This is a genomic window from Micrococcus sp. H39-S4, assembly GCF_027158145.1.
GTDB classification, from domain to species: domain Bacteria; phylum Actinomycetota; class Actinomycetes; order Actinomycetales; family Micrococcaceae; genus Micrococcus; species Micrococcus luteus.
Genome location: NZ_JAPVLT010000005.1, coordinates 64,830 through 89,952 on the forward strand (window position 1 = coordinate 64,830; position 25,123 = coordinate 89,952).

Consider the following 25,123-nt stretch of genomic DNA (forward strand, 5'->3'; position numbering starts at 1 on the left):
GCCCGCCACCTCGACGGGGTGGCGGGCCGGCCGTGCTCCGGTGTCGCGAGCGCCGGCTCAGGCGCGCACGACGTGCTCCCCGAGCAGCTCCAGGGTGCGTCGCCGCACGCCGGCGTCCTGGGCCGCCGTCGTGATGATCAGCTCGTCCGCCTGGACCCGCGCCGCGAAGTCGTGCAGCCACGCCGCCGTCGTCGGGCCGGTGCCCACGGCCGTGCACTCGAGCATCCCGAGCACCTGCTGACCGGCGGGGGAGTGCAGCAGCATCTCGACCTCGTCGTCGGTGAGGGTGCGGCCCCGGCCGAGCATCATCCGGATGCGCGCCCGCTGCGCGGCCTGCCACTCCCGCTCGGCCACCTCCTCGGTGTCCGCGGCGATCACGTTGGCCGCCGCGATGAAGTGCGGCTCCGCGAGGGCCTCGGAGGGCTCGAAGTGCTCCCGGTACAGGCGCGCCGCATGCTCGAGCATCTGCGGTGCGAAGTGGCTCGCGAACGCGTAGCCCAGGCCGAGCTGCGCGGCCAGCTGGGCGCCGAACGCCGAGGAGCCGAGGATGTACAGCGGGACGTTGGTGCCCTTGCCGGGGTAGGCGTCGATGCCGGGGATCAGGCTCTGGCCGGTGAGGTAGCCCTGCAGCTCGAGCACGTCCTGCGGGAAGCGCTCGGCCGCCGACGGATCCCGGCGCAGCGCCTGCAGCGTCCGCTGGTCGGTGCCGGGGGCGCGACCCAGGCCCAGGTCGATGCGGCCGGGGTGCAGCTCGGCCAGGGTGCCGAACTGCTCGGCGATCACCAGCGGCGAGTGGTTGGGCAGCATGACGCCGCCGGAGCCGAGGCGGATCGAGTCGGTGTGCGCGGCCACGTGCGCGATGAGTACGGCCGTGGCGGAGGAGGCGATGGAGGGCATGTTGTGGTGCTCCGCGTACCAGACGCGCCGGAAGCCGACGGCCTCGGCGACGCGGGCCTGCTCCACGGATTCGGCGAAGGCTTCGCCCATCGGGGCGCCGTCGCGGACGAGGGCGAGGTCCAGCAGGGACAGCGGCAGGGGGGTGGGGGCGGTGTGCTCGGTCATGGTGCTCCTGGTCTGCGGGCCGCCCGGCCGGGCGGAGGTCTCCACAGATCCAGCGCCCACCGGCCCCGGACTATTCCGCGGCCGGGCACGACGACGGCCGCCCGCCTCCGGCGTGGGAGACGAACGGCCGTCGTCGGGGCCGCGGCGGGCGGATCAGACCGAGTAGTACAGCTCGAACTCGTAGGGGTTCGGGCGCAGGGCCAGCGGGGCGATCTCCATCTCGCGCTTGTACGCGATCCAGGTCTCGATCAGCTCCTCGGTGAACACGTCGCCGGCCAGGAGGAACTCGTGGTCCTCCTCGAGGGCGTTCAGGGCCTCGTCCAGGGTGGCGGGTGCCTTCTGGATGTCGGCGGCCTCCTCGGCCGGCAGCTCGTAGAGGTCCTTGTCGATCGGCTCGGCCGGCTCGATGCGGTTGCGGATGCCGTCCAGGCCGGCCATCAGCTGCGCGGCGAACGCGAGGTACGGGTTGCCCGAGGCGTCCGGGGCGCGGAACTCGATGCGCTTGGCCTTCGGGTTGGAGCCGGTGATCGGGATGCGGATGCCCGCCGAGCGGTTGCCCTGCGAGTAAACCATGTTCACGGGGGCCTCGAAGCCCGGCACCAGGCGGCGGTAGGAGTTCACCGTGGGGTTGGTGAAGGCCAGGACCGCGGAGGCGTGCTTCAGCAGGCCGCCGATGTACCAGCGGGCGGTGTCCGAGAGGTTCGCGTAGCCCTTCTCGTCGAAGAACAGCGGCTCGCCGCCGTTCCAAAGGGACTGGTGGCAGTGCATGCCGGAGCCGTTGTCGCCGAAGACGGGCTTGGGCATGAAGGTCGCGGACTTGCCGAACATGTTGGCGACGTTCTTGACGACGTACTTGAACTTCTGCAGGTCGTCCGCCGAGTGGGTCAGCGTGTTGAAGCGGTAGTTGATCTCCGCCTGGCCCGCGGCGCCCACCTCGTGGTGGGAGCGCTCTACCTCGAGGCCGACCTCGGCCAGGACCGAGCAGATCTCGTCGCGCAGGTCGGCCTGCTTGTCCGTGGGGGAGACGGGGAAGTAGCCGCCCTTGAGGCCGGTCTTGTGGCTCAGGTTGCCGCCCTCGTCCTCGCGGGAGGCGTTCCACCAGGCCTCGTCCGAGTCCACGGCGTAGAACGAGCCGCGGGGGGAGGACTCGTAGCGGACGTCCTCGAAGATGAAGAACTCGGCCTCGGGGGCGAAGAACGCCGTGTCGGCGATGCCGGAGGAGCTCAGGTAGGCCTCCGCGCGCTGGGCCACGCCGCGCGGGTCGCGCAGGTAGGGCTCGCCGGTGCGGGGGTTCACGATGGAGAAGTTCATCGTGAGGGTCTTGCGGACCCGGAAGGGGTCCACGAAGGCCGTCGCGACGTCCGGGATGAGCTGCATGTCGGACTCGGCGATGCCGGCGAAGCCCCGGATCGAGGAGCCGTCGAAGAGCTGGCCCGTGACGAAGAAGTCCTCGTCGACGCTCGAGGCGGGCACGTTGAAGTGGTGCTGCATGCCGGGGAGGTCGGTGAAGCGGACGTCGACGAACTCGATCCCCTCATCCTTGATGTACGCGAGGACGTCCGCGGGGGAGGTGAACATGGTGCGCTCCTGTGGTCGTGACGATGGTGGCATGTCCGGCACGGCGGCGCTGGCGTGGCGGGTGTCATCACCCTACTTGCCCGGCGGCCTCCGTGGGCGTCGGTGACGCCCCACGGCGAGCCTCGCGGTTCCGCGCCGGTAGGCTGGGCCGGTGGCACGCAGAGCACCCGACCCCGCGCAAGAGCCCGAACCGACCCGCCGCGACGAGCCGCTGATCACCCGGCGCGACCTCGCCGGCTGGGTGGACGGTCCGGGCGGCGGCCTGGCCGGCGGCCGCTGGCCGGGGGACCTGCTGGGCCTGCCCGAGCACGGCCCGACCTCGATGGCCACTGCGGCCCGCCGCGCCGTCGCCCTCGTGATCGACTGGTTCCTGGCCCTGGGCGTGTCCTGGCTGCTCTTCGACTCCGACGCGATCGCCACCCTGATGGTCTTCGCCACCATGCACATCCTGGGCATCACCCTGCTGGCCACCACCGTGGGCAAGGCCGTGTGCCGCACCCAGGTGGTGCGCCTCGGCGGCCGGACCGCCCCCGTGCACCGCGTGGTGGTGCGCACGGCGCTGCTGTGCCTCGTGCTGCCGGCCGTCGTCGTCGGCCCGGACGGCCGCGGCATGCACGACAAGGTCGCCGGCACCGTCGAGATCCGCATGTGAGCGCACCGGCCCGCGCCGGACGACGCCGGATCCGACTCGACGCGAGGCCGGACACGACGAAAGGGGGGCGCCCCGCCGAATCCTCGGCGGGGCGCCCCCCTTTCGCGCGGGTGCGTCGGCGCTCAGCGGCCGCGCATGGCGCGCCGGCTCGGGCGCACCTTGTTCGGGTCGACGCCCTTGGGGATGGGCAGCCGGTTGGTGTTGAGCGCGGTCAGACGCTTGTCCACGGCCTGGACCTCCTGCGCCGTGAGGGCCTTCTTCATGCCCTTGAGCGTGCCGGGCAGCTCGTGCAGCGGGACCTGGCCCTGGCCGTTGCCGGACTCCACCACGGTGACGGGCACGCCGGGCAGGAAGCGGCGCATGGCCTTCTCCTCCTTGACCACCAGCGCGGCGACGCGGGGGGAGGGGCCCTCCGTCACCAGCACGACGCCCGGCCGGCCCACGGCGCGGTAGACGAGGTCCTGGGTCTTCGGGTTCACGGCGGCCGGCTGCTCGGACACGATCCAGCCGCGGCCCAGCGTGGAGAGCGCGGCGCCGGCGGCGCCGGGGCGGCCCTCGAGCTGGGTGAACCCGGCGCGGCGCGCCTTCCGGTTCAGGATGACGACGGCGGCGAGCACACCGAACGGGATCGCGATGAGCAGCCACGTGATCCAGTTGTCCAGCAGGAGGCCGATGACGAGGCCGACGACCAGGGCGCCCAGGAAGGCCAGCAGCATCCACAGTCCGACCTTGGGGTCGTGCGCCTTGGTCATGGCGTAGGCCTGCTTGAGCTGGGAGATCACGCCCGGGCCCTTCGTGGCGCGCTTGTCCCGGCGCTGGGCCTTCGCCTGCTCCTTCTCGCGGAGGCGACGCTCGCGCTGCATGGCCTTGACCTCCTTGAGCGTGGCGGAGGTGGAGCCGGAGGAGGACGCGGGGGGCTGGCTGTTCTTCGTCATGGCGGGGTCCAGTCTAGTCGGGCGGCTCAGGACATCTGGGCGACGACGGCGGAGGCCTCCTGGCGGGCGGTCTTCTCCCCGGCCAGGTGCGCCAGGTTCTCCGGCAGGGTCCGGCCGAGGCGCTGCATGGCCTGCGCGTAGAGCTTGCCCGCGCGGTACGACGAGCGCACCAGCGGGCCCGCCATGACGCCCTGGAAACCGATCTCCTCGGCGCGCTGGGACCACTGGACGAACTCCTGCGGCTTCACCCAGCGGTCGATGGGGTGGTGCAGCTTCGAGGGCCGCACGTACTGCGTGATGGTGATGATGTCGCAGCCGGCCTCGTGCAGGTCCACCAGGGCCTGGTCGATCTCGTGGTCCTCCTCGCCCATGCCCAGGATGAGGTTGGACTTGGTGACGAGCCCGTCGGCCTTGGCCATCGTGAGCACCCTGAGGGACTTCTCGTACGTGAAGGCCGGGCGGATGCGCTTGAAGATGCGCGGCACCGTCTCCAGGTTGTGCGCGAACACCTCGGGCCGCGCGTCGAACACCTGCTGGACGAGCTCCGGCACCGCGCCGAAGTCCGGCGGCAGGATCTCGACGCCGGTCCCCGGGTTGAGCGCGTGGATGCGGCGGATGGTCTCCGCGTAGAGCCACGCCGCGCCGTCCTTCTGGTCGTCACGGGCCACGCCCGTGACGGTGGCGTACCGCAGGTCCATCTCGCGGATGTTCTCGGCGACCTTCTGCGGCTCCTCCATGTCCAGGGGGCGCGGCTTGCCGGAGGTGATGTCGCAGAAGTCACACCGGCGGGTGCAGATGTCCCCGCCGATGAGGAACGTGGCCTCGCGGTCCTCCCAGCACTCGAAGATGTTGGGGCAGCCGGCCTCCTCGCACACGGTGTGCAGGCCGGCGGACTTGACCTTGTTCTTCAGGCCGATGTACTCGGGGCCCATGTGGACCTTGGCCTTGATCCACTCGGGCTTGCGCTCGACGGGCACCTCGGCGTTGCGCGCCTCCACGCGCAGCAGGCGGCGTCCTTCGGGGGCGAGGCTCATGCGGGGATTCCTTCCGTGGGGGTGACGGCGATGTACGCAGGCCCGAGCTCGTCCAGATGACGGGTGAGCACCGGCACGACGTCGGCCGGGGTGATGGTCCGGCCCGTCTCGACCGACAGGGTGGTGGTGGCGGCGTCCGTGATGCCGCACGCGATGATGCCCTCGTAGGGGGCCAGGGAGTTGGAGCAGTTCAGTGCGAAGCCGTGCATCGAGACGCCGTCGTGGATGGACAGGCCGATGGCGCCGACCTTGCGGTCCGGGCGGGCCGTGCCGTCGTCGTCCCGGTCCGCGAGGACCCAGATGCCTGCCCGCCCGTCCACGCGGACGGCCGTGACGCCGAACTCGGCGGCGGTGCGGATCAGCAGCTCCTCGAGGAACCAGACGTAGTCCTTGACGTGGGCACGGTCGCGCAGCCGGACCACGGGGTAGCCGACCAGCTGGCCCGGCCCGTGCCATGTGATCTTGCCGCCGCGGTCCACGTCCACGACGGGGGCGCCGTCCGTGGGGCGCTCGGCGTCCTCGGTGCGGCGACCGGCCGTGTAGACGGCTTCGTGCTCCAGGAGGAGGAATTCGCCGTCGGAGCGGCCGGCGACGACGTCCGCGTGCAGGGCGCGCTGGGCGTCCCAGGCGGCGTGGTAGTCCACCAGGTCGGGCGCCAGGCCGAGCACGCGCAGGGGCGGCAGGGGTGTCTCGGGCATGACGTCCACTGTAGTCCTCGGGCCCGGACCTGTGGACAACCGCCGTGACGCTCGGGGACATGCGGCACCCTGGGCTGGAACGGACGGCGCGGCGGAGAGGGGAGACCGATGCGGGACTGGGACGAGGCGGACGGCGGCGCGGCCGGACGCGTCGGCGGCGGGCCGGAGACCGAACCGGAGAGGTCGTCGGAGCCGGGCACGGCTGCGCCGCGCGCCCCGGGCTGGGAACCCGTCCGGCTGCTCGGCGCGGGCGCCCAGGCGGAGGTCTGGCTCGTCGAGGACGGTCGGGGCGTCCGGGCCGCCCTGAAGGTGCCCCGTGCCGGCGCGGCGCCGGATGCGCTGGCGGCGGAGGCGCAGGCCGGACGGGTCGCGCATCCCCATCTGCTGCGCGTGCTCGGCGTGGTGGAGACGGACCGGGGCCTCGGGGTCCTCACCGAGCACCGCGCGGCCGGCACGCTGCAGGACATGGTGCAGCGGGTCGGACCCCTGAGCCCGGGGCAGGCCGTCACCGTGCTCGTCCCGATCGCCCAGGCTCTCGCGTGCCTGCACCGCGAGGGGGTGGTGCACGGCGACGTGTCCCCGGCGAACGTCCTGTTCGGCGTCGACGGCAGCCCGGCCCTCGCCGACCTCGGCGTCGCCCGGGTGGTCGGCGGGGCGTCGGGGGCCGGGGCGACGCCGGGCTTCGCGGCCCCCGAGGCGCTCGCCGCGGTGGAGGGGGCCGGGGCGGAACCGGGGGCGTCTCCGGCGGTGGGGGCGCCGAGTGACGTCCATGCGTGGGCCGCCCTGGGCTGGTACGCGCTCACCGGTCGGGCGCCGGGCGCCGCCGGGCATCGGGCGCCGCTGCCCGTCCTGGTCCCCGAAGCGTCCCCCGAGCTCGCGCTGCTGCTCGATGCGGCGCTCTCCCCGGACCCGGCGGCGCGGCCGAGCGCGGAGGAGGCCGCCGCAGCCGTATACGCGACGGCCCGGCCCGAGCCGGTCCCGCTGGGAGAGGCCGCCCCCGCCGAGGTGGCGCACCTGCTGCCCACGGTGCTGCCGGGCTCCGGGCCCACGCGGCGACGCCGACGACGCGCGGCTCCGAGACGGCGCGCGCTCGCGCGCCGACGGGGGGCGGCGCCACGCCGGGGCGTCCTCGTGGCCGCCGGGCTGGCCACCGCGCTGGCCGTCGGCGGCGGCACCGCCGGGCTGTGGTGGCCGGCGTCCCTGGGCGACGCGACGGAGGGGGCGCCGGAGCCGGCGGGCGCGGTGCCGGCCGGCACCTCGGTGGACGCGGCGCGCCCGGCGGACGGGACGCCGGAGAGCGGGACGCCGGCGAGGGTGCCGGACGCGGGTGCCGCCGGGGAGGACGCCGTCGACGTGGGCGAGGCGCTGGCCGCGGTCGGCCACGCCCGGACTGCCGCGCTCATCGACCCGGAGCCTGCGCGACTGGACGCCTACGCCGTGCCCGGGGGACCGGCGTGGGAGAACGACCGGGATCTGCTGCGCCGGCTGACGGACGAGGGGTTCGCCTTCTCCGGCCTCGAGGTGACGGTGGAGCAGGCCGGACCCGCCCGGCGGGCCGGGGACGACGCGCTGCGTGTCGACGCCGTGCTCCGGACGTCGGCCCACACCGTGGTGGACCGCGCGGGACGCGTGGCGGCGCATCGGGAGGCGACGGCCGAGGAGGTCGTGCTGGTCCTGCGCAGCGGCCACGGAGAGGGCCCCGAGGGGCGGGACGGTGGCGCGGCGGGTCGGACGTGGCGGGTCGAGACCGTCGATCCGCGCTGACCCCGGGCCCGGATCCAGCGCCGGAGGCCGGCGGTCCAGACGGGGGGACGCCGCGGGCCCCGGGGAGAAGCTCCCCGGGGCCCGCGGTGTGGTGCGGCGTCAGCCGCCTGGGCTGATCACTGCCAGAGGACGGCGACCAGGATGTTCACCAGGCCCAGACCGCCCACCGCGTGGGCCAGGCCCGTGGGCACGACCTCCCCGCGGTTGGACTTGCGGCGGCCGATCAGGGCGGCCACGAAGACGATGACGCCGATCAGGAACTTGACGCCCAGCTTCATGTGGTTCGGCTCCCCGCTCATGGCGAGGCCGAAAAGCACCACGCCGGAGACGATCATGCCCACGGAGCCCCACCACTGCGAGGTGGTGACGGTCGGGTTGCGGAAGTGCGCGAACCAACCGCCCACGATCGCTGCGGCGGACACGATGTGCACGGCCACCAGGATGCTGTGCAGGATATCCACAGTCCTTCTCCCTTTCCGTCAGAGACCCAGCTCGTTGGCGAACTCGCCGCCCTCGAGACGCTGACGCAGCGTCGTCAGGAAGCGGCCCGCGTCGGCCCCGTCCACCAGGCGGTGGTCGTAGGTCAGGGACAGGTACATCATGTGGCGGATGGCGATCGAGTCGTTGCCGTCCGCGTCGGTCACCACCATGGGGCGCTTCACGATCGCACCGGTGCCCAGGATCGCGACCTGCGGCTGGTTGATGATCGGCGTGTCGAACAGCGCGCCCACGGAGCCGATGTTCGTGATCGAGAACGTGCCGCCCGAGAGCTCGTCCGGCGAGATCTTGTTCGTGCGGGTGCGCTCGGCCACGTCGGCGATCTTCTGGGCGAGGCCCGTCAGGTTCAGGGAGCCGGCGTCCTTGATGACGGGCACCAGCAGCCCCTTCTCCGTGTCCACGGCGATCGCGATGTCCTCGGACGCGTGGTACGTGATCTCCTTGTTGTCCTCGGAGAACGACGCGTTCAGCTTGGGGTGCTGCTTGAGGGCCTCGGCGACCGCCTTGGTGATGAACGGCAGGTACGTCAGGTTCACGCCGGCCTGCTGCTGGAAGGAGGCCTTGGCCTTCTTGCGCAGCTGCACGATGCGGGTGACGTCCACCTCGTGCACCTGGGTCAGCTGGGTGGACAGGTCGAGGGACTCGCGCATGCGCTGGGCGATGACCTGGCGGATGCGCGGCGCCTTCTCCACCTCGCCGCGGACCGAGGGGTCCACGGAGGAGCTCGCGGCCGGGGCGGACGCAGCGGCCGGGGCGGACGACGGGGCGGCAGCCTCGGAGGCCTGCTCGGCCGGAGCCTCGGACCCGCCCGCGGCGGCCTGCGAGGCCAGCGCGGCGGCGAGCACGTCCTGCTTGCGGATGCGGCCGCCGACGCCCGTGCCGCGAACCGTGGACAGGTCCACGTTGTTCTGGTGGGCCAGGCGGCGCACCAGCGGGGTCACGTAGCCCTGGCCGGGCTCGGTGGCGGAGGGCGCCTCGGCGGACTCGGCCTGCGCGGGGTCGCGCTCAGCGGACTCGCGCCGGGAGGCCTCCTCGGACGGAGACGCCTCCGGCGTCTTCTCCGACTTCTCGGCGCCGGCGGCCTCGGCGGCCTCCTCGGTCTCCTCGGGGGCCTCGGCCTCGGTCGCCTTGTCCTCGATCTCCTCGGCGGACGCCTCGTCCTGACCGGAGGAGCCCTCCGACGGGGCGGAGCCGCCGCCGGCGGAGCCGGAGCCGACGAGTGCGAGGACGGCGCCCACCTCGACGGTGTCGTCCTCCTCCGCACGGATCTCCAGGAGGGTGCCCGCCACGGGGGAGGGGATCTCGGTGTCGACCTTGTCGGTGGAGACCTCGAGCAGCGGCTCGTCGACCTCGACCTCGTCGCCGACGGACTTCAGCCAGCGGGTCACGGTGCCCTCGGTCACGGACTCGCCCAGCGCGGGCAGGGTGACCTCGGAGGCCTCGCCGCCGGCCGACGGGGCCCCGTCCGAGCCCTGGTCGGTGGAGGCGCGCTCCTCCGGAGCCGGCTCGCCTGCGGGCTCCTGCTGGGCGTCGTCCTGCTGCGCCTCCTCGACGGCGGGCTCCTCGGCCGCGGCGTCGTCCTCCGACGCGTCGGCGGAGCCGCCGCCGGAGCCGTCGCCGATCGTGGCCAGCGGGGCGCCGACCTCGACCGTGTCGTCCTCCTCGACCAGGATCTCCTCGAGCACGCCGGCCACGGGGGACGGGATCTCGGTGTCGACCTTGTCGGTGGAGACCTCCACCAGGGGCTCGTCGACGGCGACCTCGTCGCCGACGGCCTTGAGCCAGCGGGTCACGGTGCCCTCGGTGACGGATTCGCCCAGGGCGGGCAGGTTCACGGTTTCAGACATGGTTCCGATGCTCCTCATGAGGGGTGGGCGCCGGGGGCGCCCACCCGGGGTTGCGAGGTGGGCCCGACGCACGGGCCCGGGATGGTCAGTGCGGTGGGTCAGCTGTGCAGCGGGTGGCCGAACAGGGCCATGGCGGCCTCGCCCAGGGCCTCGTTCTGCGTGGGGTGCGCGTGCACGAACTGGGCGACGTCCTCGGGGTAGGCCTCCCAGTTCACGATGAGCTGCGCCTCGCCGATCTGCTCGCCGATGCGCTTGCCGATGCCGTGCACGCCCACGATCGGGCCGTTCTTCTGGCGGATCATCTTGATGATGCCGCCGGTGCCGAGGATCGAGGACTTGCCGTTGCCGGCCAGGTTGTACTCGGCGACCTCGACGTTGTCCTTGCCGAACTTCTCCTCCGCCTTGGGCTGGGTGTAGCCCACGGACATGATCTCCGGCTCGGTGAAGGTGACCTTCGGGATGTTGATGTCCTCGACGACCATCGGCTTGTTGCCGGCGATCTCCTCGGCCACGAAGATGCCCTGCTGGAAGCCGCGGTGCGCCAGCTGCAGACCGGGAACGATGTCGCCCACGGCGTAGATGCTGCCGACGCCGGTGTGCAGACGCTCGTCGGTGAGGACGAAGCCGCGGTCCATCTTGACGCCCTGCTCCTCGTAGCCGAGGCCCTCGGTGTTCGGGCCGCGGCCGACGGCGACGAGGCAGACCTCGGCCTCGAACTCCTTGCCGTCCGCGAGGGTCACCTTGACGCCCGAGTCGGTCTCCTCGACCTTGTCGAAGAACGTGCCCAGGTTGGTCTTGATGCCCTTCTTCTTGAACTCGCGCTCGAGGACCTTGATGATCGCCGGGTCCTCGTTGGGGACCAGGGTCTTCAGGCCCTCGATGATGGTGACGTCGACGCCGAAGGAGTTCCACAGGGACGCGAACTCGGAGCCGATGACACCGCCGCCGAGCACGATGGCCGACTTCGGGGTGTAGTCCAGCTCGAGGGCCTCCGTGGAGGTCATGATCTTCTTGGAGATGGGCAGGCCCATGGTCTTGGCCACGGAGCCGGAGGCCAGCACGATGTTCTCCGCCGTGTAACGGGTGCCGTCGACCTCGACCTCGTTCTTCGAGACGAGCTTGCCCTCGCCCTCGATGACCTGGACCTTGCGCATCTTCAGCAGGCCGGCCAGGCCCTTGTGCTTGCCGGCGACGATGCCGTCCTTGTAGTCGCGCACCTTCGCCATGTCCACGGACTCGAGGGTCGCGTTGACGCCGAACTTGGCGGCGTTGCGGGTCTCATCGGCCACCTCGGCGGCGTGCAGGTAGGCCTTCGTGGGGATGCAGCCCCAGTGCAGGCAGGTGCCGCCGACCTTGGACTTCTCCACGAGGGCGACGGACTTGCCGTACTGCACGGAACGCAGGGCTGCGGCGTACCCGGCGGAGCCACCGCCGAGGACGAGGACGTCGAATTCCTGAGCGGTTGCCTTGTCGGCCACGGTGTTGCTCCTTGGTGCTGGGGTCGGTGGATCGTGGTGGTGGTGCGTCACCGCCACCCCCGGCCGTCGGCGGCGGGCCGCGCGGCCGGGGACGCGGTGGACATCGGGACCAACCTTACCGGGCACGCCCCTCGATGAGACCCACCAGGGTCCGCACCATCACGCCGGTGGCGTCCTGCGGGGTGTAGCCGTACGCGGCCGACTCGTTGAAGGAGGGGCCGGCGATGTCGAGGTGGGCCCAGGGGGTCCGTGCGGCGGCGTCGCCCTCCGACCGTCCGGCGTCGACGAATTCGCGCAGGAAGGTGGCGGCGGTCATCATGCCGCCGAAGCGGTCGCCCATGTTGGAGATGTCCGCGACGCGCGAAGTGAGCGAGGCGCGCAGCTGCTCCGGCAGGGGCATGCCCCACGCGAGCTCCCCGGCCGCGTCGGCCGCGGCGACGACCTCGTCGCGCAGCGCGTCGTCACCCATGACGCCCGTGTGGCGCACGCCGAGGGCGACCAGCTGGGCACCGGTGAGGGTGGCCACGTCGAGCACCGCGTCGGGTCGCTCGTCGGTGGCCGCCACGAGGGCGTCGGCCATGACGACGCGGCCCTCGGCGTCCGTGTTCATGACCTCCACGGTCTTGCCGCCGTACATCGTGATGACGTCGGACGGGCGGATGGCGGTGCCCGAGGGCATGTTCTCGGCCAGCGCCAGCCAGCCGGTCACCTTCACAGGGACGTCCAGGGCCGCGGCGGCGCGCACGACGGCGAAGACGGTGGCGGCGCCGGCCATGTCCGACTTCATCGTCATCATCGAGGCGGCGGGCTTCAGCGAGATGCCGCCCGTGTCGAAGGTGATGCCCTTGCCCACCAGCGCGATGTGCGCGGCGGCGTCGGCCGGCGCGTGCTCGATGCGCACGAGCCGCGGCGGGCGGGAGGAGCCCTGGCCGATCGCGAGGATGCCGCCGAAGCCCTCGGCGCGCAGGCGGTCCTCGTCCCACACGTCCACGCTCACGGACGAGTCCGCGAGGTCCTCCGCGACGGCGTCCGCGAACGTGGCCGGGTAGAGGTGCGAGGGGGCCGTGTTCACCAGGTCGCGCACGGCGCAGACCGCGTCGCCCACGACGGCGGCCCGGCGCAGCACGGGGTCGGCGTCCGCGGCGGCGAGCGGGGTGACGACCTCGACCTCGCGGACGGGACGGGACGTGTCCGTCTCGGCGCGGGCGCGCTCGGACTTCTGGGCGGTGAAGGCGTACGCGCCCAGGACGGCGCCCTCGGCGACGGCGGCCAGTCGGGCCGGGGTGTCGGCCGGCAGGGCCAGGGCCACGGCGTCGGTGCCGGCCAGGGAGCGCACGGCAGCCCCGGCGGCGCGGCGCAGGGACTCGTCCGCGGCCTCGCCGTCGTCGTCCAGACCGCCGACGCCGGCCAGGACCAGCAGCGGCACCGGCACGCCGCCCAGGCCCGGCAGGCGATGGACCTCGTCCTCGGCGCCCCGCACGCCCAGCAGCTCGAACGAGGCCTCGAGGGCGGTGGCCGCCTCGGCCGGCAGCGCGTCCGTCAGGAGCACGGGGCCGTCCGGGCCGGTGCCCACCCCCACCACGAGGGCGGAGGCGGTCAAGTCCTCCAGGGCGCGGGCGGTCAGGGTCGGGCGGTCCAGGGTGATCACGGACGGGCCTCTCTTCCGGGGGTGGGGGATGCGCCCGGCGGGGTGGGCCGGGCCGTCCCGCGTCATCCTAGCCAGAGGGCTCGCGCGCCCGTCCAGGGCGCGCGGGCGCGGAATAGGAGGGTGCCGTGCCGTGGTTGACTGACGCCAGAGGACAGGGAGGGATCCGCGTCCGCCGCCATCCGGGCGGCGGGGACGGCTCTCCCGCAGACGGACCACCGGAAGGGGAACGAGACGTGCAGGACGCCGCGCCGCTGTACACCCGTCATGAGGGGGCGCCCGTGCCCCCCGGCCTGGGCATGCTCGTGGCCCTGACCGGGCACATGGACGCGGGCCGGGTCGCTCGGCAGGTGCGGGCCGCGCTGCACGAGCACCTGACCCATCGGACCGTCGTCTCCTTCGACGTCGACTCGATGTTCGACTACCGCGCCCGGCGTCCCCGGCTCCGGTTCGACCGGGACCGCTACCGTGATCTGCGCCTGCCCGCGCTCGAGGTGCAGCTGGTCGAGGACCTGCTCGGCCACCCCTTCCTGCTGCTGTCCGGCCCCGAGCCGGACTTCCGGTGGCAGGCGGTGACGGAGGCCGTGCTCGGCCTCGCGCAGGAGTGGGAGGTGGACTCGCTCACCTTCCTCGACGCGGCCCCGCTGCCCGTGCCGCACACGCGGCGGCTCGGGGTCACGACCCACGGGTCCCGCGCCGACGCCGTCGAGGGGCTGTCCACCTGGAGCCCGGAGGCGGACATCGTCGCGGGGCTGCTGCAGATGCTCGAGCTGCGCGCCGAGGAGGCGGACCTGCCGACGGCGGGCTACACCGTCCATGTGCCGCACTACGTGGCCGAGGCGTCCTTCCCCCAGGCGGCCGTGGCCGCGCTCGAGTACGCGGGGGCCGCCATGGGGCTCATGCTGCCCTCGGACGACCTGCGAGACGCCTCGCGGGACATCGAGGCCGAGCTGGAGCGCCAGGTCTCCGGGTCCGGGGAGATCCAGCAGATGATCGCCGGCCTGGAGCGCAACTACGACCAGAACGCCGAGGACCAGGAGCGGTCGTTGCTCGAGACCGAGCAGGGCCTGCCCGACGGCGACGAACTCGCCTCCGCCGTCGAGGCGTACCTCGCCGCGCGGGACGCCGGCGGCGGGTCCGCTCCTGCACAGGAGGACGGACCCGGCCGTCCGTCCACCGGCGACGGGGACTGATCCCACCGCGGGCGCCCGGTCGGCCAGGGTGGCGGCATGGAAGCCCCCACCTCACTCGACGTCCCCGTCCTGCCGGCCCGCGGCCCGGAGGACCTGCTCGCCTACGTCGGCCACGCCCTCGGGCGGTTGCCCGAGGGCAGCCTGGTCCTCCTCACCCTGCGCGACGGGCGCCTGCGCGCCGTGGTGCGGGTCGACCTGCCTCCCGAGGAGGTCGACGTCGGCGCCTGGGCCTGCGCCGTGGCCGAGGTGTGCCGGCGGGACGCAGCCGCGGACGCGACGCTCTGCCTCGCGCTGCCGGACGGCGCCCGGGCCACGCTCGCCCGTCCCGGCTGGGCCGCGGCGCTCGACGACGCCCTGGCGTCCGCGGGTCGCCCCCTGACCGCGGCCTGGACGTGCGCGCGGGGACGGGCGCGCCCCTGGTGGGGGAGCGGCGTCGCCGAGGAGGGCCCGCTCGACCCCCGAGCCGCGCCGCTGTCCCTGCACCTGATGACCCGCGGTTCGGTCTGGGACCGTGCAGCAGTGCCCGACCCGGTCCCGCGCCGCGGTCCCGCGGCGGCCCGGGCCGACGACGCGCGGTGGCGGCCTCCCGAGCAGGACGCGCCCGCGGCACGCCGCGCGTGGCTGGCGCAGTGGGAGTCGGTGCTGACCGGCGCGGTGGGTGACCGCGGCGCGCCCGCACCCGCCGTGCTGGGCTCGCCGCTGACGCGTCCGGCCTGGCGCGACGGCCTGCTGCTCCATGCCGCCGCGCCGTCCGGCGCGGCCACGGGGGATCCGGGGGACGAGGAACGGATCCTCACCGCGGCCTCGGGCCGGGCGCCGGCCTGGGATCGGCTGGACGCCCTGCGGGCGGGGCTGCGCGCGCTCGTGCCCGTCGCGACGCCGGCCGTGGCGGCGCAGGCCCTGGCGCTGGCCGGGTGGGTCGGCTGGGCCCGCGGCCACGGCTCCGACGCGGACGCCCACCTGACCGCGGCGGCGGCGCTGAACCCCGGCGACCCGTTCGTCTCCGTCCTGCGACGCATCGTGGCCGCGGGGTGCGTCGCCGGCTGGGCGACCGACCCGGCCACCGCGTGGCGGCCCGACGGTGGCGGCCCATGAGAGAATGATGCGGCTTCACGACGGCACGGCCGATCGCACCCCGTTTCCCGGGTTCGGAATAGATCGGTCACAGCCGTCGTTGGCACTGGCGGACCCTGCAGTCGACGGGCCCGGACGACGTCGGTCGTCCGAGGCCCGGACTTGACAGGGTCACGTGTATATGGACTGCAAGGATCCGCGGGTGGCCGCGGACGAGACGGAAAGGCCTCGAGTGACCACTTCGACGACCAGCGGTGCGCAGGACGGCAAGGAGACCACTGCCTCCGGGGCCACGACCACGCGCACCCGCTCCACGGCAGCCAAGAAGTCGACCGCCACGAAGAGCGCCACGACCAAGGGCGCCACGACGCGGACGACCGCGGCGAAGTCGGCGGCGACCAAGACCGCTGCCACGCCGACGGCCAAGAAGAAGACGACCCGGAAGCCCGCCGCGGCCAAGACCACCGCCACGAAGAAGACCGCCACGACCCGGGGCAAGAAGGCCACCGCCTCCGCCGCCTCCGCCGAGCAGGCCGAGGACGACGAGGAGTTCGTCGAGGCGCGCGAGCGCACCGAGGCCGCCGACGCCGTCGAGGAGGACGTGGTGGAGGACGAGACCGCCACCGAGGACTCGGATGACGAGGACGCGGACGGCTCGGACGCTCCGGAGCGCCCGGCGATGGACGCGGAGGCCGTGACCGGCACGAAGGCCGCCACGGGCCAGAAGGTGGCCCAGTCCAAGGGCGCGTTCGTCATGGACGACTCCGAGGACGACGCCCCGGTGCAGCAGGTGGTCGTGGCGGGCGCCACGGCGGACCCGGTGAAGGACTACCTGAAGCAGATCGGCAAGGTCGCCCTGCTCAACGCCGAGCAGGAGGTGGACCTGGCCATGCGCATCGAGGCCGGCCTCTACGCCGAGCACGTCGTGCAGCACGAGGCCTCCGACGACTACCGCGAGCGCCGGGACATCCAGCTGATCATCGCGGACGGGCGCAAGGCCAAGAACCACCTGCTCGAGGCCAACCTGCGTCTGGTGGTCTCGCTGGCCAAGCGCTACACCGGCCGCGGCATGCTGTTCCTGGACCTCATCCAGGAGGGCAACCTCGGCCTGATCCGCGCCGTCGAGAAGTTCGACTACACCAAGGGCTTCAAGTTCTCCACGTATGCCACGTGGTGGATCCGACAGGCCATCACCCGCGCCATGGCGGACCAGGCCCGCACCATCCGCATCCCGGTGCACATGGTGGAGGTCATCAACAAGCTGGCCCGCGTGCAGCGGCAGATGCTCCAGGACCTCGGCCGCGAGCCCACCCCGGAGGAGCTGGCCAAGGAGCTGGACATGACCCCGGAGAAGGTCGTGGAGGTGCAGAAGTACGGCCGCGAGCCCATCTCCCTGCACACCCCGCTCGGCGAGGACGGCGACTCCGAGTTCGGCGACCTGATCGAGGACTCCGAGGCCGTCGTGCCCGCGGACGCCGTCTCCTTCACGCTGCTCCAGGAGCAGCTGCACTCGGTGCTGGACACGCTCTCCGAGCGCGAGGCCGGTGTCGTCGCCATGCGCTTCGGCCTGACCGACGGCCAGCCCAAGACGCTGGATGAGATCGGCAAGGTCTACGGCGTGACGCGCGAGCGGATCCGCCAGATCGAGTCGAAGACCATGTCCAAGCTGCGTCACCCCTCCCGCTCGCAGGTGCTCCGGGACTACCTGGACTGAGTCGGAGCGGCATGACGAAGGGCCGGACCCCCGCGGGGGTCCGGCCCTTCGTCATACCGGGCGCCTCAGGCGCCGGCGGTGAGGCGGTCCGTCTCGTCCTGCCACAGCGCGGCCTGGGGACGCAGCGCGTCCTCGGCGGCGCGGGCGTGGTGGGCGCAGAACTGGAGGGCACCGCCGGAGTGCAGCACGGCGCGGACGTAGGCCTGCGCGCCGCAGCGGTCGCAGCGGTCGGAACGGGTGAGGGCGGCCGGCTCGGCCACGGCGGTGATGGACATGGTGTCCTCCTCGGGTCTCTCGGGGCTGGAGGGCGACGACGCCGGTGGGGCGGGCCGGTCCTCCTCTTGTCCCATGGAACAGCAAGGATGGCAGGGAACTTCCCCGCGCGCCCGCCCTCCACCCGCGTTTCGCCACCCGCGTACGCGAGGAGCCCAGCCGGGCGGCCCGCGACGTCCGGCGCGGAGCCCGGCGTGTCCGGCCCGCGGAGTAGGCTGGACCGGCCGCCGTCGTCCACCGAAAGGCCCGCCCCCGTGCCCGCGAACACCGAGTACAACGCCCGCCACCTCTCCGTGCTGGAGGGGCTCGAGGCCGTCCGCAAGCGGCCGGGCATGTACATCGGCTCCACCGATTCCCGCGGCCTCATGCACTGCCTCTGGGAGATCATCGACAACTCGGTGGACGAGGCCCTGGCCGGCTTCGGGCAGTCGATCGAGATCACCCTGCATCCGGACGGCTCCGTCGAGGTCGAGGACAACGGGCGCGGCATCCCCGTGGACGTGGAGCCGCGCACCGGTCTGTCCGGCGTCGAGGTGGTGTTCACCAAGCTCCACGCCGGCGGCAAGTTCGGCGGCGGTTCCTACGCCGCCTCGGGCGGCCTGCACGGCGTGGGCGCGTCGGTGGTCAACGCCCTGTCCTCGCGCCTGGACGTGCAGGTGCTGCGCGGGGGCAAGGTCCATCAGATGTCGTTCCGGCGCGGCGAGCCGGGCCGCTTCCAGGACGGGTCGCGCCCGTCGCCGGACGCCCCGTTCGAGCCGTCCACGGACGCCTCGCCGCTGGACGTCGTCGGGAAGGCCAAACGTGGGCAGACCGGCACGCGCGTGCGCTACTGGGCGGACGAGCAGATCTTCGTGAAGGACGCGACGTTCTCCGCCGAGGAGCTCCAGGCGCGGGCGCGCCAGACCGCCTACCTGATCCCGGGCCTGCGGATCACGGTCAAGGACCTGCGCCGCCGACCCGGCACGCCCGGCGCCGACGGCCCGGTCGAGGAGGTCTTCCAGTACGACGGCGGCATCTCCGAGTTCGTGGAGCACCTCACGCCCGCCACCCCGGTGACGGACGTGTGGCGGATCCAGGGCTCCGGCACCTTCAAGGAGCGGGTCCCGGTGCTCGGCGAGGACGGGCGCACCTCCATGCAGGATGTGCAGCGCACGTGCGAGGTGGACGTCGCCCTGCGCTGGGACGTCGGCTACGACACCGTGTTCCGGTCCTTCGTGAACATCATCGCCACGCCCAAGGGCGGCACCCACCAGTCCGGGTTCGAGGCGGCACTGCTGAAGGCGTTCCGCGCCCAGGTGGAGGCCAACGCGCGCCGGCTCAAGGCCGGGTCGGACAAGGTGGAGAAGGACGACGTGCTGGCCGGCATGACCGCCGTCCTGACGGTGCGGCTCGCCGAGCCGCAGTTCGAGGGACAGACCAAGGAGATCCTCGGCACCTCCGCGGTGCGGCGGATCGTCTCCCAGGTGGTGGAGAAGCAGCTGACCGCCCGCCTCACCTCCACGGCCCGCGCCCAGAAGCAGCAGGTGCACACGCTGCTGGAGAAGGTCGTCGCGGAGATGAAGTCGCGCATCTCCGCGCGCACCCACAAGGAGAACCAGCGGCGCAAGAACGCCCTGGAGACCTCGACGATGCCGGCCAAGCTGGCGGACTGCCGCAGCAACGACGTCGCCTCCTCCGAGCTGTTCATCGTCGAGGGCGACTCGGCGCTCGGCACCGCCAAGCTGGCCCGGTCCTCCGACTTCCAGGCCCTGCTGCCGATCCGGGGCAAGATCCTGAACGTGCAGAAGGCCTCCGTCTCGGACATCCTGGCCAATGCCGAGTGCGCGGCGCTGATCCAGGTCGTCGGGGGCGGCGCGGGGCGCAGCTTCGACCTGGATGCGGCCCGCTACGGCAAGGTCGTGCTGATGACGGACGCGGACGTGGACGGTGCCCACATCCGCACCCTCCTGCTGACGCTCTTCTTCCGCTACATGCGTCCCATGGTCGAGGCCGGGCGCGTGTACGCGGCCGTCCCGCCGCTGCACCGGATCGAGGCGGTGACCCGCGGCGTGAAGGAACGCGAGGTCATCTACACGTACTCGGAGCAGGAGCTGCACGCGACGCTCGCCCGCCTGGAGCGGGAGGGTCGCTCGTACCGCGAGCCGATCCAGCGCTACAAGGGCCTGGGCGAGATGGACGCCGACCAGCTGGCCGAGACCACGATGGACCCGCGCCACCGCATGCTCCGCCGCGTGAACATCGCCGAGGTGGAGGCCGCCGAGCGGGTCTTCGACCTGCTCATGGGCTCCGCCGTGGCCCCCCGCAAGGACTTCATCGTCTCCCACGCCGACGAGCTGGACCGCGAGCGCATCGACGCCTGACCCCCCACTTTCGTTCGGGAAACGGCGGCCCCAGGAGCGTCGTCGTTCGGGAAACGGCGGGCACCGCCGAGACGACGGCGGCGCAGTCTCCGCCGTTTCCCGAACGAAAGCGGCGTGACCCGCGCCGTTTCCCGAACGAAAGCGGCGTGACCCGCGCCGTTTCCCGAACGAAAGCCCTGGGCGGGCGGCTGCTCCGACCGCGGCGGACGTCAGCGGTCGCGGTAGTACGCCGCGACGCGGTGCAGGCCCTCGTCGATGCTCACGGTCGGCGTCCACGCGAGGACCTCACGGGTGCGCCGCTGGTCGAACCAGTGGGCGGTCGAGAGCTGCTCGGCGAGGAACTCGGTCAGCGGCGGCTCGCCGTCGTCGGAGCCCACGCCCCGGGACCGCAGCCCGAACAGGTCCCGCTCCCACGCCCGCTCGATCAGGGCGCCGGCACGCCGGGCCAGGCCCGCCGGGACGCGGCGCTCGGGTTCCGCGGCACCGCCCGCCAGCGCGATCTGGCGGATCAGCTCGCCGACCGGTCGCGGCTCGCCGTTGGTCACCACGAGGGCCTCGCCGTGGTGCACGTCCGCCGCGGACACGGCCGCCACCACGGCCTCGACGGCGTTGGCCGTGTACAGCGTGTCGACCAGGGGAGCGCCCGTGCCGAGCACGGGCATCCGCCCGGCCCGCGCACGCTGCACGATCCGGTCGGTGAGCTGCAGGTCCCCGGGCCCCCACATCAGGTGGGGGCGCAGCACGAGGACGCGGAAGTCGTCGCGGTCGGCGGCCAGGGCCAGTCGCTCGCCGGCCGCCTTCGTGCGGGCGTAGGGTCCGCGCGCGTGCTCGGGGCTGGCGGCTCCGGCGCCCTCGCCGACGATGGAGTCGCCGGCGTGCGCCACGGAGGGGGAGGAGACGTGGACGAAGCGTCGCACGCCGTGGCGCTGCGCGGCGTGCAGCAGGATGCGCGTGCCCTCGACGTTCACGGCCTCGTACTCGTGCTCGGGGCCGGACACGGACACCTTCGCGGCCACGTGCACCACGGTGTCCGCGCCGGTCAGGGCCTCCTCGACGGCGGCCGGGTCGGTCACGGAGCCACGCACGTCCCGCGCACCGGGCACGCCCGAGGGACGCCGCTGCAGGGTGGTCACGTCGTTGCCGGCATCGGCGAGCACCCGGGCGACGCCCGCGCCCAGCAGCCCCGAGGCGCCGGTCACCAGGACGCGGCGCGACTCGAGGCGCTCGACGAGGTCGGGCATGCCGGCGGCATCGAGGCCGACGTCGTAGCCGAAGCCGCTCACAGCGCACCCGCCTTCCCGCCGGCGAGCACGGCCTCCGCCCAGTCGGCCACCCGGGCGCGGTCGATCTTGGAGTTGTGCCGGATGTCCGTGGGGATCTCATCCGCCACGAGCACCGCGGCCACCGGCAGCGGCTCGAGGGCCGCGCGCACGGCGGAGGCCAGCGCGGTCGGGGCGAGGCCCTGCTTGGGTCGGCCGTCGCGGTGGTGACCCGGGCGCCGCGCCGGGCGCGTGGCCGGCACGGCCGCCTCCACGACGACGACCACGGCCTGCGTGCCCCGGGGCCCGACGCCGACGACGGCGCTGCGCCGCACCGGCCCGAGCGCGTCGACGGTCTTCTCGGGCCCGCCCGGACCGACCGGGCCCTCGGGCGTGGTGATCACGTGTTGGAGCCGACCCTCGAGCCAGACGCGGCCCTCGGCGTCGAAGTGGCCGACGTCGGCGGTGCGGTGCCACACCCGGCCGTCCCGCCGCCACAGCCCGTCGCGCTTGCTCTGCTGGTCGGTGTGCCAGAGCGCGTCGTAGCGGTCCTTCAGGTGGGGGGCGCTGACCACGATCTCGCCGAGGACGCCGTGGCCCCGCGCGGGGTCGAGGATGACGTCCTCGGCGCTGCCGTCCTCGAGCAGCGGCGCGATGGCCAGGGACACCGTGGGCAGCGCGGAGCCCACGCAGACGCCCTCGTCGTCGGCGGTGCGCAGGCGCTGCACCTCGGCGCCGTCGATGTCCGTGAGCAGCAGCCCCTCGGTCATGCCCCACGGCGTGTGGACCCGGGCGTTCGGCATCAGGTCCGAGACCTGACGCATCAGCTGCGGGTGCACGGGGGCGCCGGCCGAGAGCACGAGGCGCACGGCGTCGAGGGCCTCGCGCCGGGGCGCGTCGAGGCCGTCGGCGGTCGCGACCACGTTCGCCAGGGCGGCGGGGGAGGCGAACAGCACGCTCGACTGCCCGGCGATCGCGGCGTCGGCCAGCTTCTGCGCGGTGAGGGTGGCCGGCTGGGTGACGTCCATGTCCGGGGAGACGGACGCGGCGCCGAGGGCGGGTCCGAGCAGCGCGAACGGGGCGAAGCCGGCCAGCAGGGACCCGCCCGGGCGGATGCCCAGGGTGCGGGAGATCAGCGCCACGAGGCGGCCCAGCCGCTCGTGCGTGTACACGACGCCCTTGGCCGGGCCCGTGGAGCCGGAGGTGAACAGCACCGCGGCGTCCGCGTCCAGGGCGGGCTCGGGCAGCACGGTGCCGTGCTCGTCGACGGCGTCGCCCGCGGCCGGGTCGCGGTGGCGGTCGACCATCGCGTAGAGCGAGTCGGAGACGTCGAGCAGGCGGCGCTGGGCGGCGCCCGGCTCGGTCACGGAGATCCGGGTGCCCGGCCACGACTGGGCGCGGGCGAGCGTCAGCCCGGGGGTGCGGCCGATGATCCACCGGGGGCGGGCCGACTTCATCGCCCGGGTCATGCCCTTGACGCCGAGGCCCTGGTCCGCCACCACGGCGACGGCGCCCACGCGCAGCACGGCGTACAGGGCCGCCGACAGGTCGCGGCCCGGCGGCACGAGCATGGCGACCCGGTCGGCCGGCCGCATGCCCGCGGCCCACAGCCCGGTGGCGATGGCCGAGACCATCTCCTGCAGCTCGCCCCAGGTGACGGCCACGGGTCGGCGGGCGGTTCCCACGAGCGAGCGGCCGGCCTGGGCGCCGGCCATGTCCACCAGCGCCGTGTACTCGCGGTGGTCCGAGCCGGGGGCGCCCCAGTCGCGCAGGTGGTCCCAGAGCCGGACCACGCCGGGCTCGCGGGCTCCGGGATCCTCCCCGAGGTCCACCTCCAGGCCCGGGTCGGCGGCGGCGTCGGCGGTGGCGTGCGGGACGGGGCCCGGCAGCCCCGAGGCGGGGTCGGAGAGCTGGCCGCCGCGCAGCAGCTGGGCCCACTGCAGCAGGGGCGCGGTGATGTCGCGGTCGTCCACGAGCAGGTGTCCCGCCTGCTCGTAACGGTGCACGCGCGCGTGGGGCAGGCGGTCGCGGAGGTCGTCGAGGTAGCGGTCCAGGAAGACCGGGTCGTCGGCGCCCCACAGGATGAGAGCGGGCACGTCGGTGCGGCCCAGGGCGGCGAGGTCCTCTCCCACCCGCTGCAGTTCGGGATGGCTGCCGTGGCGGGGGTCGGCCGGGATGTCCGCGACGAAGCCGCCGACGCCGCCGCGTCGGGCCGCCGTGTCGTAGGGCAGGTGGTAGGCCGCCCGGGTCTCGCGGTCGAGGGCCGGCGTGGCGAGGGAGGTCGTCACGGAGAGGAAGGCGTCCGTGGTGACGGTGGAGGCCGGCAGGACGGGCCCGGCGAGGGCGGCCTGCAGCGGGGCGGGGATCGGCGCCCCCTCGGGCTGGTGGACCGCGGTGTTCAGGGTCGCGACGCCGGCCACCAGCTCCGGATGACGCGCCGCCCAGCCGAGGGACACGACGCCGCCCCAGTCGTGGCCGAGCGTGATCAGCGGGTGGCCGGTGGCTGCCAGGTCGCGCAGCCCGAGAGCCGCCAGCAGGGCGTCCAGGTCGTCGATGCGGCCACCCAGCGTGCGGTAGGTGTCGCCGGCACGGCCCATCGACGCGGCGGACGGGGAGCCCGCGTGCGCGAGGCGCTCGGAGAAGCCCATGTCCAGCTGGTCCGGCGCCACGACGCGCCACGCGGCCATGCCCCGGCGTGCCCGGCGCACGGTCTCCGCGAGCAGGGACCGCCACAGCCAGGACCAGGTCGGGTTGCCGTGCACCGCCACGATCGTGCCGACGATCTCGGCCCCGGCCGCCGCGAGCACGGGACCGGTGTCCGCCACGTGCAGCGTCCGCACGGTCCCCTCCGGGTCCGCGGCGGAGCGGATCTCCACGAGGCGGGACCATGCCGGGTCCCAGCCGGGCAGTCGGTCGGCCGGCGGCAGGGCGGCGGGGGCGGCGGGGATCTGGGGCATGGCTCTGGCTCCTTCAGCTCACCATTCGATCTCGAGCATCGCGGTGTTCAGACCCGAGCCCACGCCCAGGCAGACCACTGTGTCCCCGTCCTCCAGGGAGTCCATCTCCCGCACGAGGGTGATGGGCAACGACGCCGGGCCGACGTTGCCCAGCGTGGGGAACGTCGTCGGGATGCGCGCCGGGTCCAGGTGGGCGGACTCCGCGATCGCGTCGGTGTGCATCTGCGAGACCTGGTGGGTGATGAACCGGTCGGCCTCCGGCCACGCCCACTCCGCCGGGACGTCGTGCCACGCGTCCATCACGAGCTCGAGACCGTCCTTGAGCAGGGCGGTGGAGTCGGTGTACATGCCGTGGTGGTCGCCCACGCACAGGCCGTGGTGGTCGGTGCCGGCGCGGGTGATCCCGCGGACGATCCGATGGGCGTCCGGGTGGTCCTCGATGCGGCCGACGACGGCGGCGGCGGCCCCGGAGCCCAACGTCAGGGACGCGAACTGCTCCATGAAGTTGCCGCGGTGCGTGGTCTCGGCGTGCAGGTTGGCCACGGTGGCGGCCTGCACCTTCGAGGCGTCCTCGGCGGCGACCACGACCGCGTAGTCGATCTGGCCGGCGTCCACCAGGGTGGAGGCGAGCATGAGGCCGTTGACGAACCCGAGGCACGCGTTCGTGATGTCGAAGTTGGTCGCCGAGGTGGGCAGCCCCATGAGGTGGTGGATCCGCACGGCCACGGAGGGCTCGAGCGTGGCCCGGGTCACCGACGTGTTCACGAGCAGGCCCACCCGCTCCCGCGGGACGCCGGCCTGCTCCAGGGCCGCGACGCCGGCGCGCGCGGCGGCCTCCTGGAAGTCCTCGGTCTCGTCCCAGTTCCGTCGGCTGCGCACACCGGCCACCCGCTCCAGGAGGGAGCCGGGCAGGCGCAGGCGGGTGAGCACCTCCGCCAGCTGGTCGTCGAGGTCCTGCGAGGTGACTTCGACGGGGGCCTCCACCTCGGTGACCGCCAGGAGGGCGGCGCGGGAGTACTCGTAGCTGGCGTTGCCGGACACGTTCGTCACCAGGACCAATCTGCGGGGGTCGGGGAGGGGGCGCTCACCTGCGGTGAGACGA

General features: G+C 73.6%; 19 protein-coding genes. 6 read left to right on the forward strand and 13 right to left on the reverse strand.

Going from position 1 to position 25,123, the window contains the following annotated elements; genetic code table 11:
* Positions 1-57 precede the first annotated feature (57 nt).
* The gene (locus tag O3T09_RS06595) at positions 58-1,062 is read right to left on the reverse strand and encodes an LLM class flavin-dependent oxidoreductase (RefSeq protein ID WP_269295450.1); all 1,005 of its coding nucleotides are present in this window, start codon (positions 1,060-1,062) and stop codon (positions 58-60) included.
* 153 nt (positions 1,063-1,215) lie between these two features.
* Entirely contained in the window at positions 1,216-2,640 is a 1,425-nt protein-coding gene (gene glnA, locus O3T09_RS06600) for a type I glutamate--ammonia ligase (RefSeq protein WP_036314201.1), read from the reverse strand.
* A 151-nt stretch (positions 2,641-2,791) separates the two neighbouring features.
* On the opposite strand from glnA, the gene O3T09_RS06605 reads away from it, so the two are divergent.
* Complete coding sequence (locus O3T09_RS06605) at positions 2,792-3,292, forward strand: RDD family protein (RefSeq protein ID WP_049146950.1); 501 nt, start codon at positions 2,792-2,794, stop codon at positions 3,290-3,292.
* Positions 3,293-3,414: 122 nt separating this feature from the next.
* On the opposite strand, the gene O3T09_RS06610 is transcribed toward O3T09_RS06605, so the two are convergent.
* Genes O3T09_RS06610 through lipB form a run of 3 tightly spaced genes read right to left on the reverse strand, consistent with a single transcriptional unit; the run spans position 3,415 to position 5,959 of the window.
* Positions 3,415-4,227 carry a DUF4191 domain-containing protein gene (locus O3T09_RS06610; RefSeq protein ID WP_269295451.1) on the reverse strand — a complete coding sequence of 271 codons (813 nt, stop codon included), beginning with the start codon at positions 4,225-4,227 and terminating at the stop codon, positions 3,415-3,417.
* A 26-nt stretch (positions 4,228-4,253) separates the two neighbouring features.
* Positions 4,254-5,261, reverse strand: a complete 1,008-nt coding sequence (lipA, locus tag O3T09_RS06615) for a lipoyl synthase (RefSeq protein WP_036383060.1) — start codon at positions 5,259-5,261, stop codon at positions 4,254-4,256.
* Entirely contained in the window at positions 5,258-5,959 is a 702-nt protein-coding gene (gene lipB, locus O3T09_RS06620; RefSeq protein WP_036314221.1) for a lipoyl(octanoyl) transferase LipB, read from the reverse strand. Before lipB ends, lipA begins: the two co-directional genes overlap by 4 nt.
* Before the next feature lie 108 nt (positions 5,960-6,067).
* Between lipB and O3T09_RS06625 the strand changes: the two genes are divergently transcribed.
* The gene (locus O3T09_RS06625) at positions 6,068-7,723 is read left to right on the forward strand and encodes a serine/threonine-protein kinase (RefSeq protein ID WP_144820223.1); all 1,656 of its coding nucleotides are present in this window, start codon (positions 6,068-6,070) and stop codon (positions 7,721-7,723) included.
* 116 nt (positions 7,724-7,839) lie between these two features.
* Here the strand turns inward: O3T09_RS06625 and O3T09_RS06630 are convergent, their stop codons facing one another.
* The 4 genes from O3T09_RS06630 to O3T09_RS06645 form a co-directional block, all read right to left on the reverse strand.
* Positions 7,840-8,184: a hypothetical protein gene (locus O3T09_RS06630; protein ID WP_010078527.1), complete on the reverse strand. Its 345-nt coding sequence runs from the start codon at positions 8,182-8,184 to the stop codon at positions 7,840-7,842.
* An 18-nt stretch (positions 8,185-8,202) separates the two neighbouring features.
* A complete protein-coding gene (sucB, locus tag O3T09_RS06635) occupies positions 8,203-10,068 on the reverse strand; it encodes a 2-oxoglutarate dehydrogenase, E2 component, dihydrolipoamide succinyltransferase (protein ID WP_144818932.1) in 1,866 nt (621 codons plus the stop codon).
* 98 nt (positions 10,069-10,166) lie between these two features.
* Positions 10,167-11,546, reverse strand: coding sequence for a dihydrolipoyl dehydrogenase (lpdA, locus tag O3T09_RS06640; RefSeq protein ID WP_060973495.1), 1,380 nt, complete (start codon positions 11,544-11,546; stop codon positions 10,167-10,169).
* 115 nt (positions 11,547-11,661) lie between these two features.
* Positions 11,662-13,194, reverse strand: a complete 1,533-nt coding sequence (locus O3T09_RS06645; protein WP_044659535.1) for a leucyl aminopeptidase — start codon at positions 13,192-13,194, stop codon at positions 11,662-11,664.
* A gap of 233 nt (positions 13,195-13,427) precedes the next feature.
* On the opposite strand from O3T09_RS06645, the gene O3T09_RS06650 reads away from it, so the two are divergent.
* The 3 genes from O3T09_RS06650 to O3T09_RS06660 all read left to right on the forward strand — a co-directional run bounded on the left by O3T09_RS06650 (position 13,428) and on the right by O3T09_RS06660 (position 17,172).
* Positions 13,428-14,384: a PAC2 family protein gene (locus tag O3T09_RS06650; RefSeq protein WP_044659523.1), complete on the forward strand. Its 957-nt coding sequence runs from the start codon at positions 13,428-13,430 to the stop codon at positions 14,382-14,384.
* Between the two features lie 36 nt (positions 14,385-14,420).
* On the forward strand, positions 14,421-15,479 hold the full coding sequence (locus O3T09_RS06655; protein WP_144818934.1) for a DUF4192 family protein: 1,059 nt from the start codon (positions 14,421-14,423) through the stop codon (positions 15,477-15,479).
* A 160-nt stretch (positions 15,480-15,639) separates the two neighbouring features.
* Positions 15,640-17,172 (forward strand): RNA polymerase sigma factor, encoded by a 1,533-nt coding sequence (locus tag O3T09_RS06660; protein WP_251393409.1) that lies wholly within the window; start codon positions 15,640-15,642, stop codon positions 17,170-17,172.
* Between the two features lie 65 nt (positions 17,173-17,237).
* Here O3T09_RS06660 and O3T09_RS06665 read toward each other — a convergent pair whose 3' ends face one another.
* The gene (locus O3T09_RS06665; protein WP_269295452.1) at positions 17,238-17,447 is read right to left on the reverse strand and encodes a DUF7455 domain-containing protein; all 210 of its coding nucleotides are present in this window, start codon (positions 17,445-17,447) and stop codon (positions 17,238-17,240) included.
* 252 nt (positions 17,448-17,699) lie between these two features.
* On the opposite strand from O3T09_RS06665, the gene O3T09_RS06670 reads away from it, so the two are divergent.
* The gene (locus O3T09_RS06670) at positions 17,700-19,805 is read left to right on the forward strand and encodes a DNA gyrase/topoisomerase IV subunit B (RefSeq protein WP_036384624.1); all 2,106 of its coding nucleotides are present in this window, start codon (positions 17,700-17,702) and stop codon (positions 19,803-19,805) included.
* Positions 19,806-20,014: 209 nt separating this feature from the next.
* Here O3T09_RS06670 and O3T09_RS06675 read toward each other — a convergent pair whose 3' ends face one another.
* Genes O3T09_RS06675 through O3T09_RS06685 form a run of 3 tightly spaced genes read right to left on the reverse strand, consistent with a single transcriptional unit; the run spans position 20,015 to position 25,071 of the window.
* Positions 20,015-21,088 carry an NAD-dependent epimerase/dehydratase family protein gene (locus tag O3T09_RS06675; RefSeq protein WP_036384625.1) on the reverse strand — a complete coding sequence of 358 codons (1,074 nt, stop codon included), beginning with the start codon at positions 21,086-21,088 and terminating at the stop codon, positions 20,015-20,017.
* A complete protein-coding gene (locus tag O3T09_RS06680) occupies positions 21,085-24,021 on the reverse strand; it encodes an alpha/beta fold hydrolase (RefSeq protein ID WP_101965994.1) in 2,937 nt (978 codons plus the stop codon). The genes O3T09_RS06675 and O3T09_RS06680 overlap by 4 nt, the downstream gene beginning before the upstream one ends.
* Before the next feature lie 18 nt (positions 24,022-24,039).
* On the reverse strand, positions 24,040-25,071 hold the full coding sequence (locus tag O3T09_RS06685; protein WP_063189705.1) for a 3-oxoacyl-ACP synthase III: 1,032 nt from the start codon (positions 25,069-25,071) through the stop codon (positions 24,040-24,042).
* Positions 25,072-25,123 lie beyond the last annotated feature (52 nt).

Bases quoted from the DNA above. Each gene is read 5' to 3' on its own strand.
- O3T09_RS06595 (WP_269295450.1), bottom strand. From the start codon at position 1,062: ATGACCGAGCACACCGCCCCCACCCCCCTGCCGCTGTCCCTGCTGGAC.
- glnA (WP_036314201.1), bottom strand. From the start codon at position 2,640: ATGTTCACCTCCCCCGCGGACGTCCTCGCGTACATCAAGGATGAGGGG.
- O3T09_RS06610 (WP_269295451.1), bottom strand. From the start codon at position 4,227: ATGACGAAGAACAGCCAGCCCCCCGCGTCCTCCTCCGGCTCCACCTCC.
- lipA (WP_036383060.1), bottom strand. From the start codon at position 5,261: ATGAGCCTCGCCCCCGAAGGACGCCGCCTGCTGCGCGTGGAGGCGCGC.
- lipB (WP_036314221.1), bottom strand. From the start codon at position 5,959: ATGCCCGAGACACCCCTGCCGCCCCTGCGCGTGCTCGGCCTGGCGCCC.
- O3T09_RS06625 (WP_144820223.1), top strand. From the start codon at position 6,068: ATGCGGGACTGGGACGAGGCGGACGGCGGCGCGGCCGGACGCGTCGGC.
- sucB (WP_144818932.1), bottom strand. From the start codon at position 10,068: ATGTCTGAAACCGTGAACCTGCCCGCCCTGGGCGAATCCGTCACCGAG.
- O3T09_RS06655 (WP_144818934.1), top strand. From the start codon at position 14,421: ATGGAAGCCCCCACCTCACTCGACGTCCCCGTCCTGCCGGCCCGCGGC.
- O3T09_RS06660 (WP_251393409.1), top strand. From the start codon at position 15,640: ATGGACTGCAAGGATCCGCGGGTGGCCGCGGACGAGACGGAAAGGCCT.
- O3T09_RS06665 (WP_269295452.1), bottom strand. From the start codon at position 17,447: ATGTCCATCACCGCCGTGGCCGAGCCGGCCGCCCTCACCCGTTCCGAC.
- O3T09_RS06680 (WP_101965994.1), bottom strand. From the start codon at position 24,021: ATGCCCCAGATCCCCGCCGCCCCCGCCGCCCTGCCGCCGGCCGACCGA.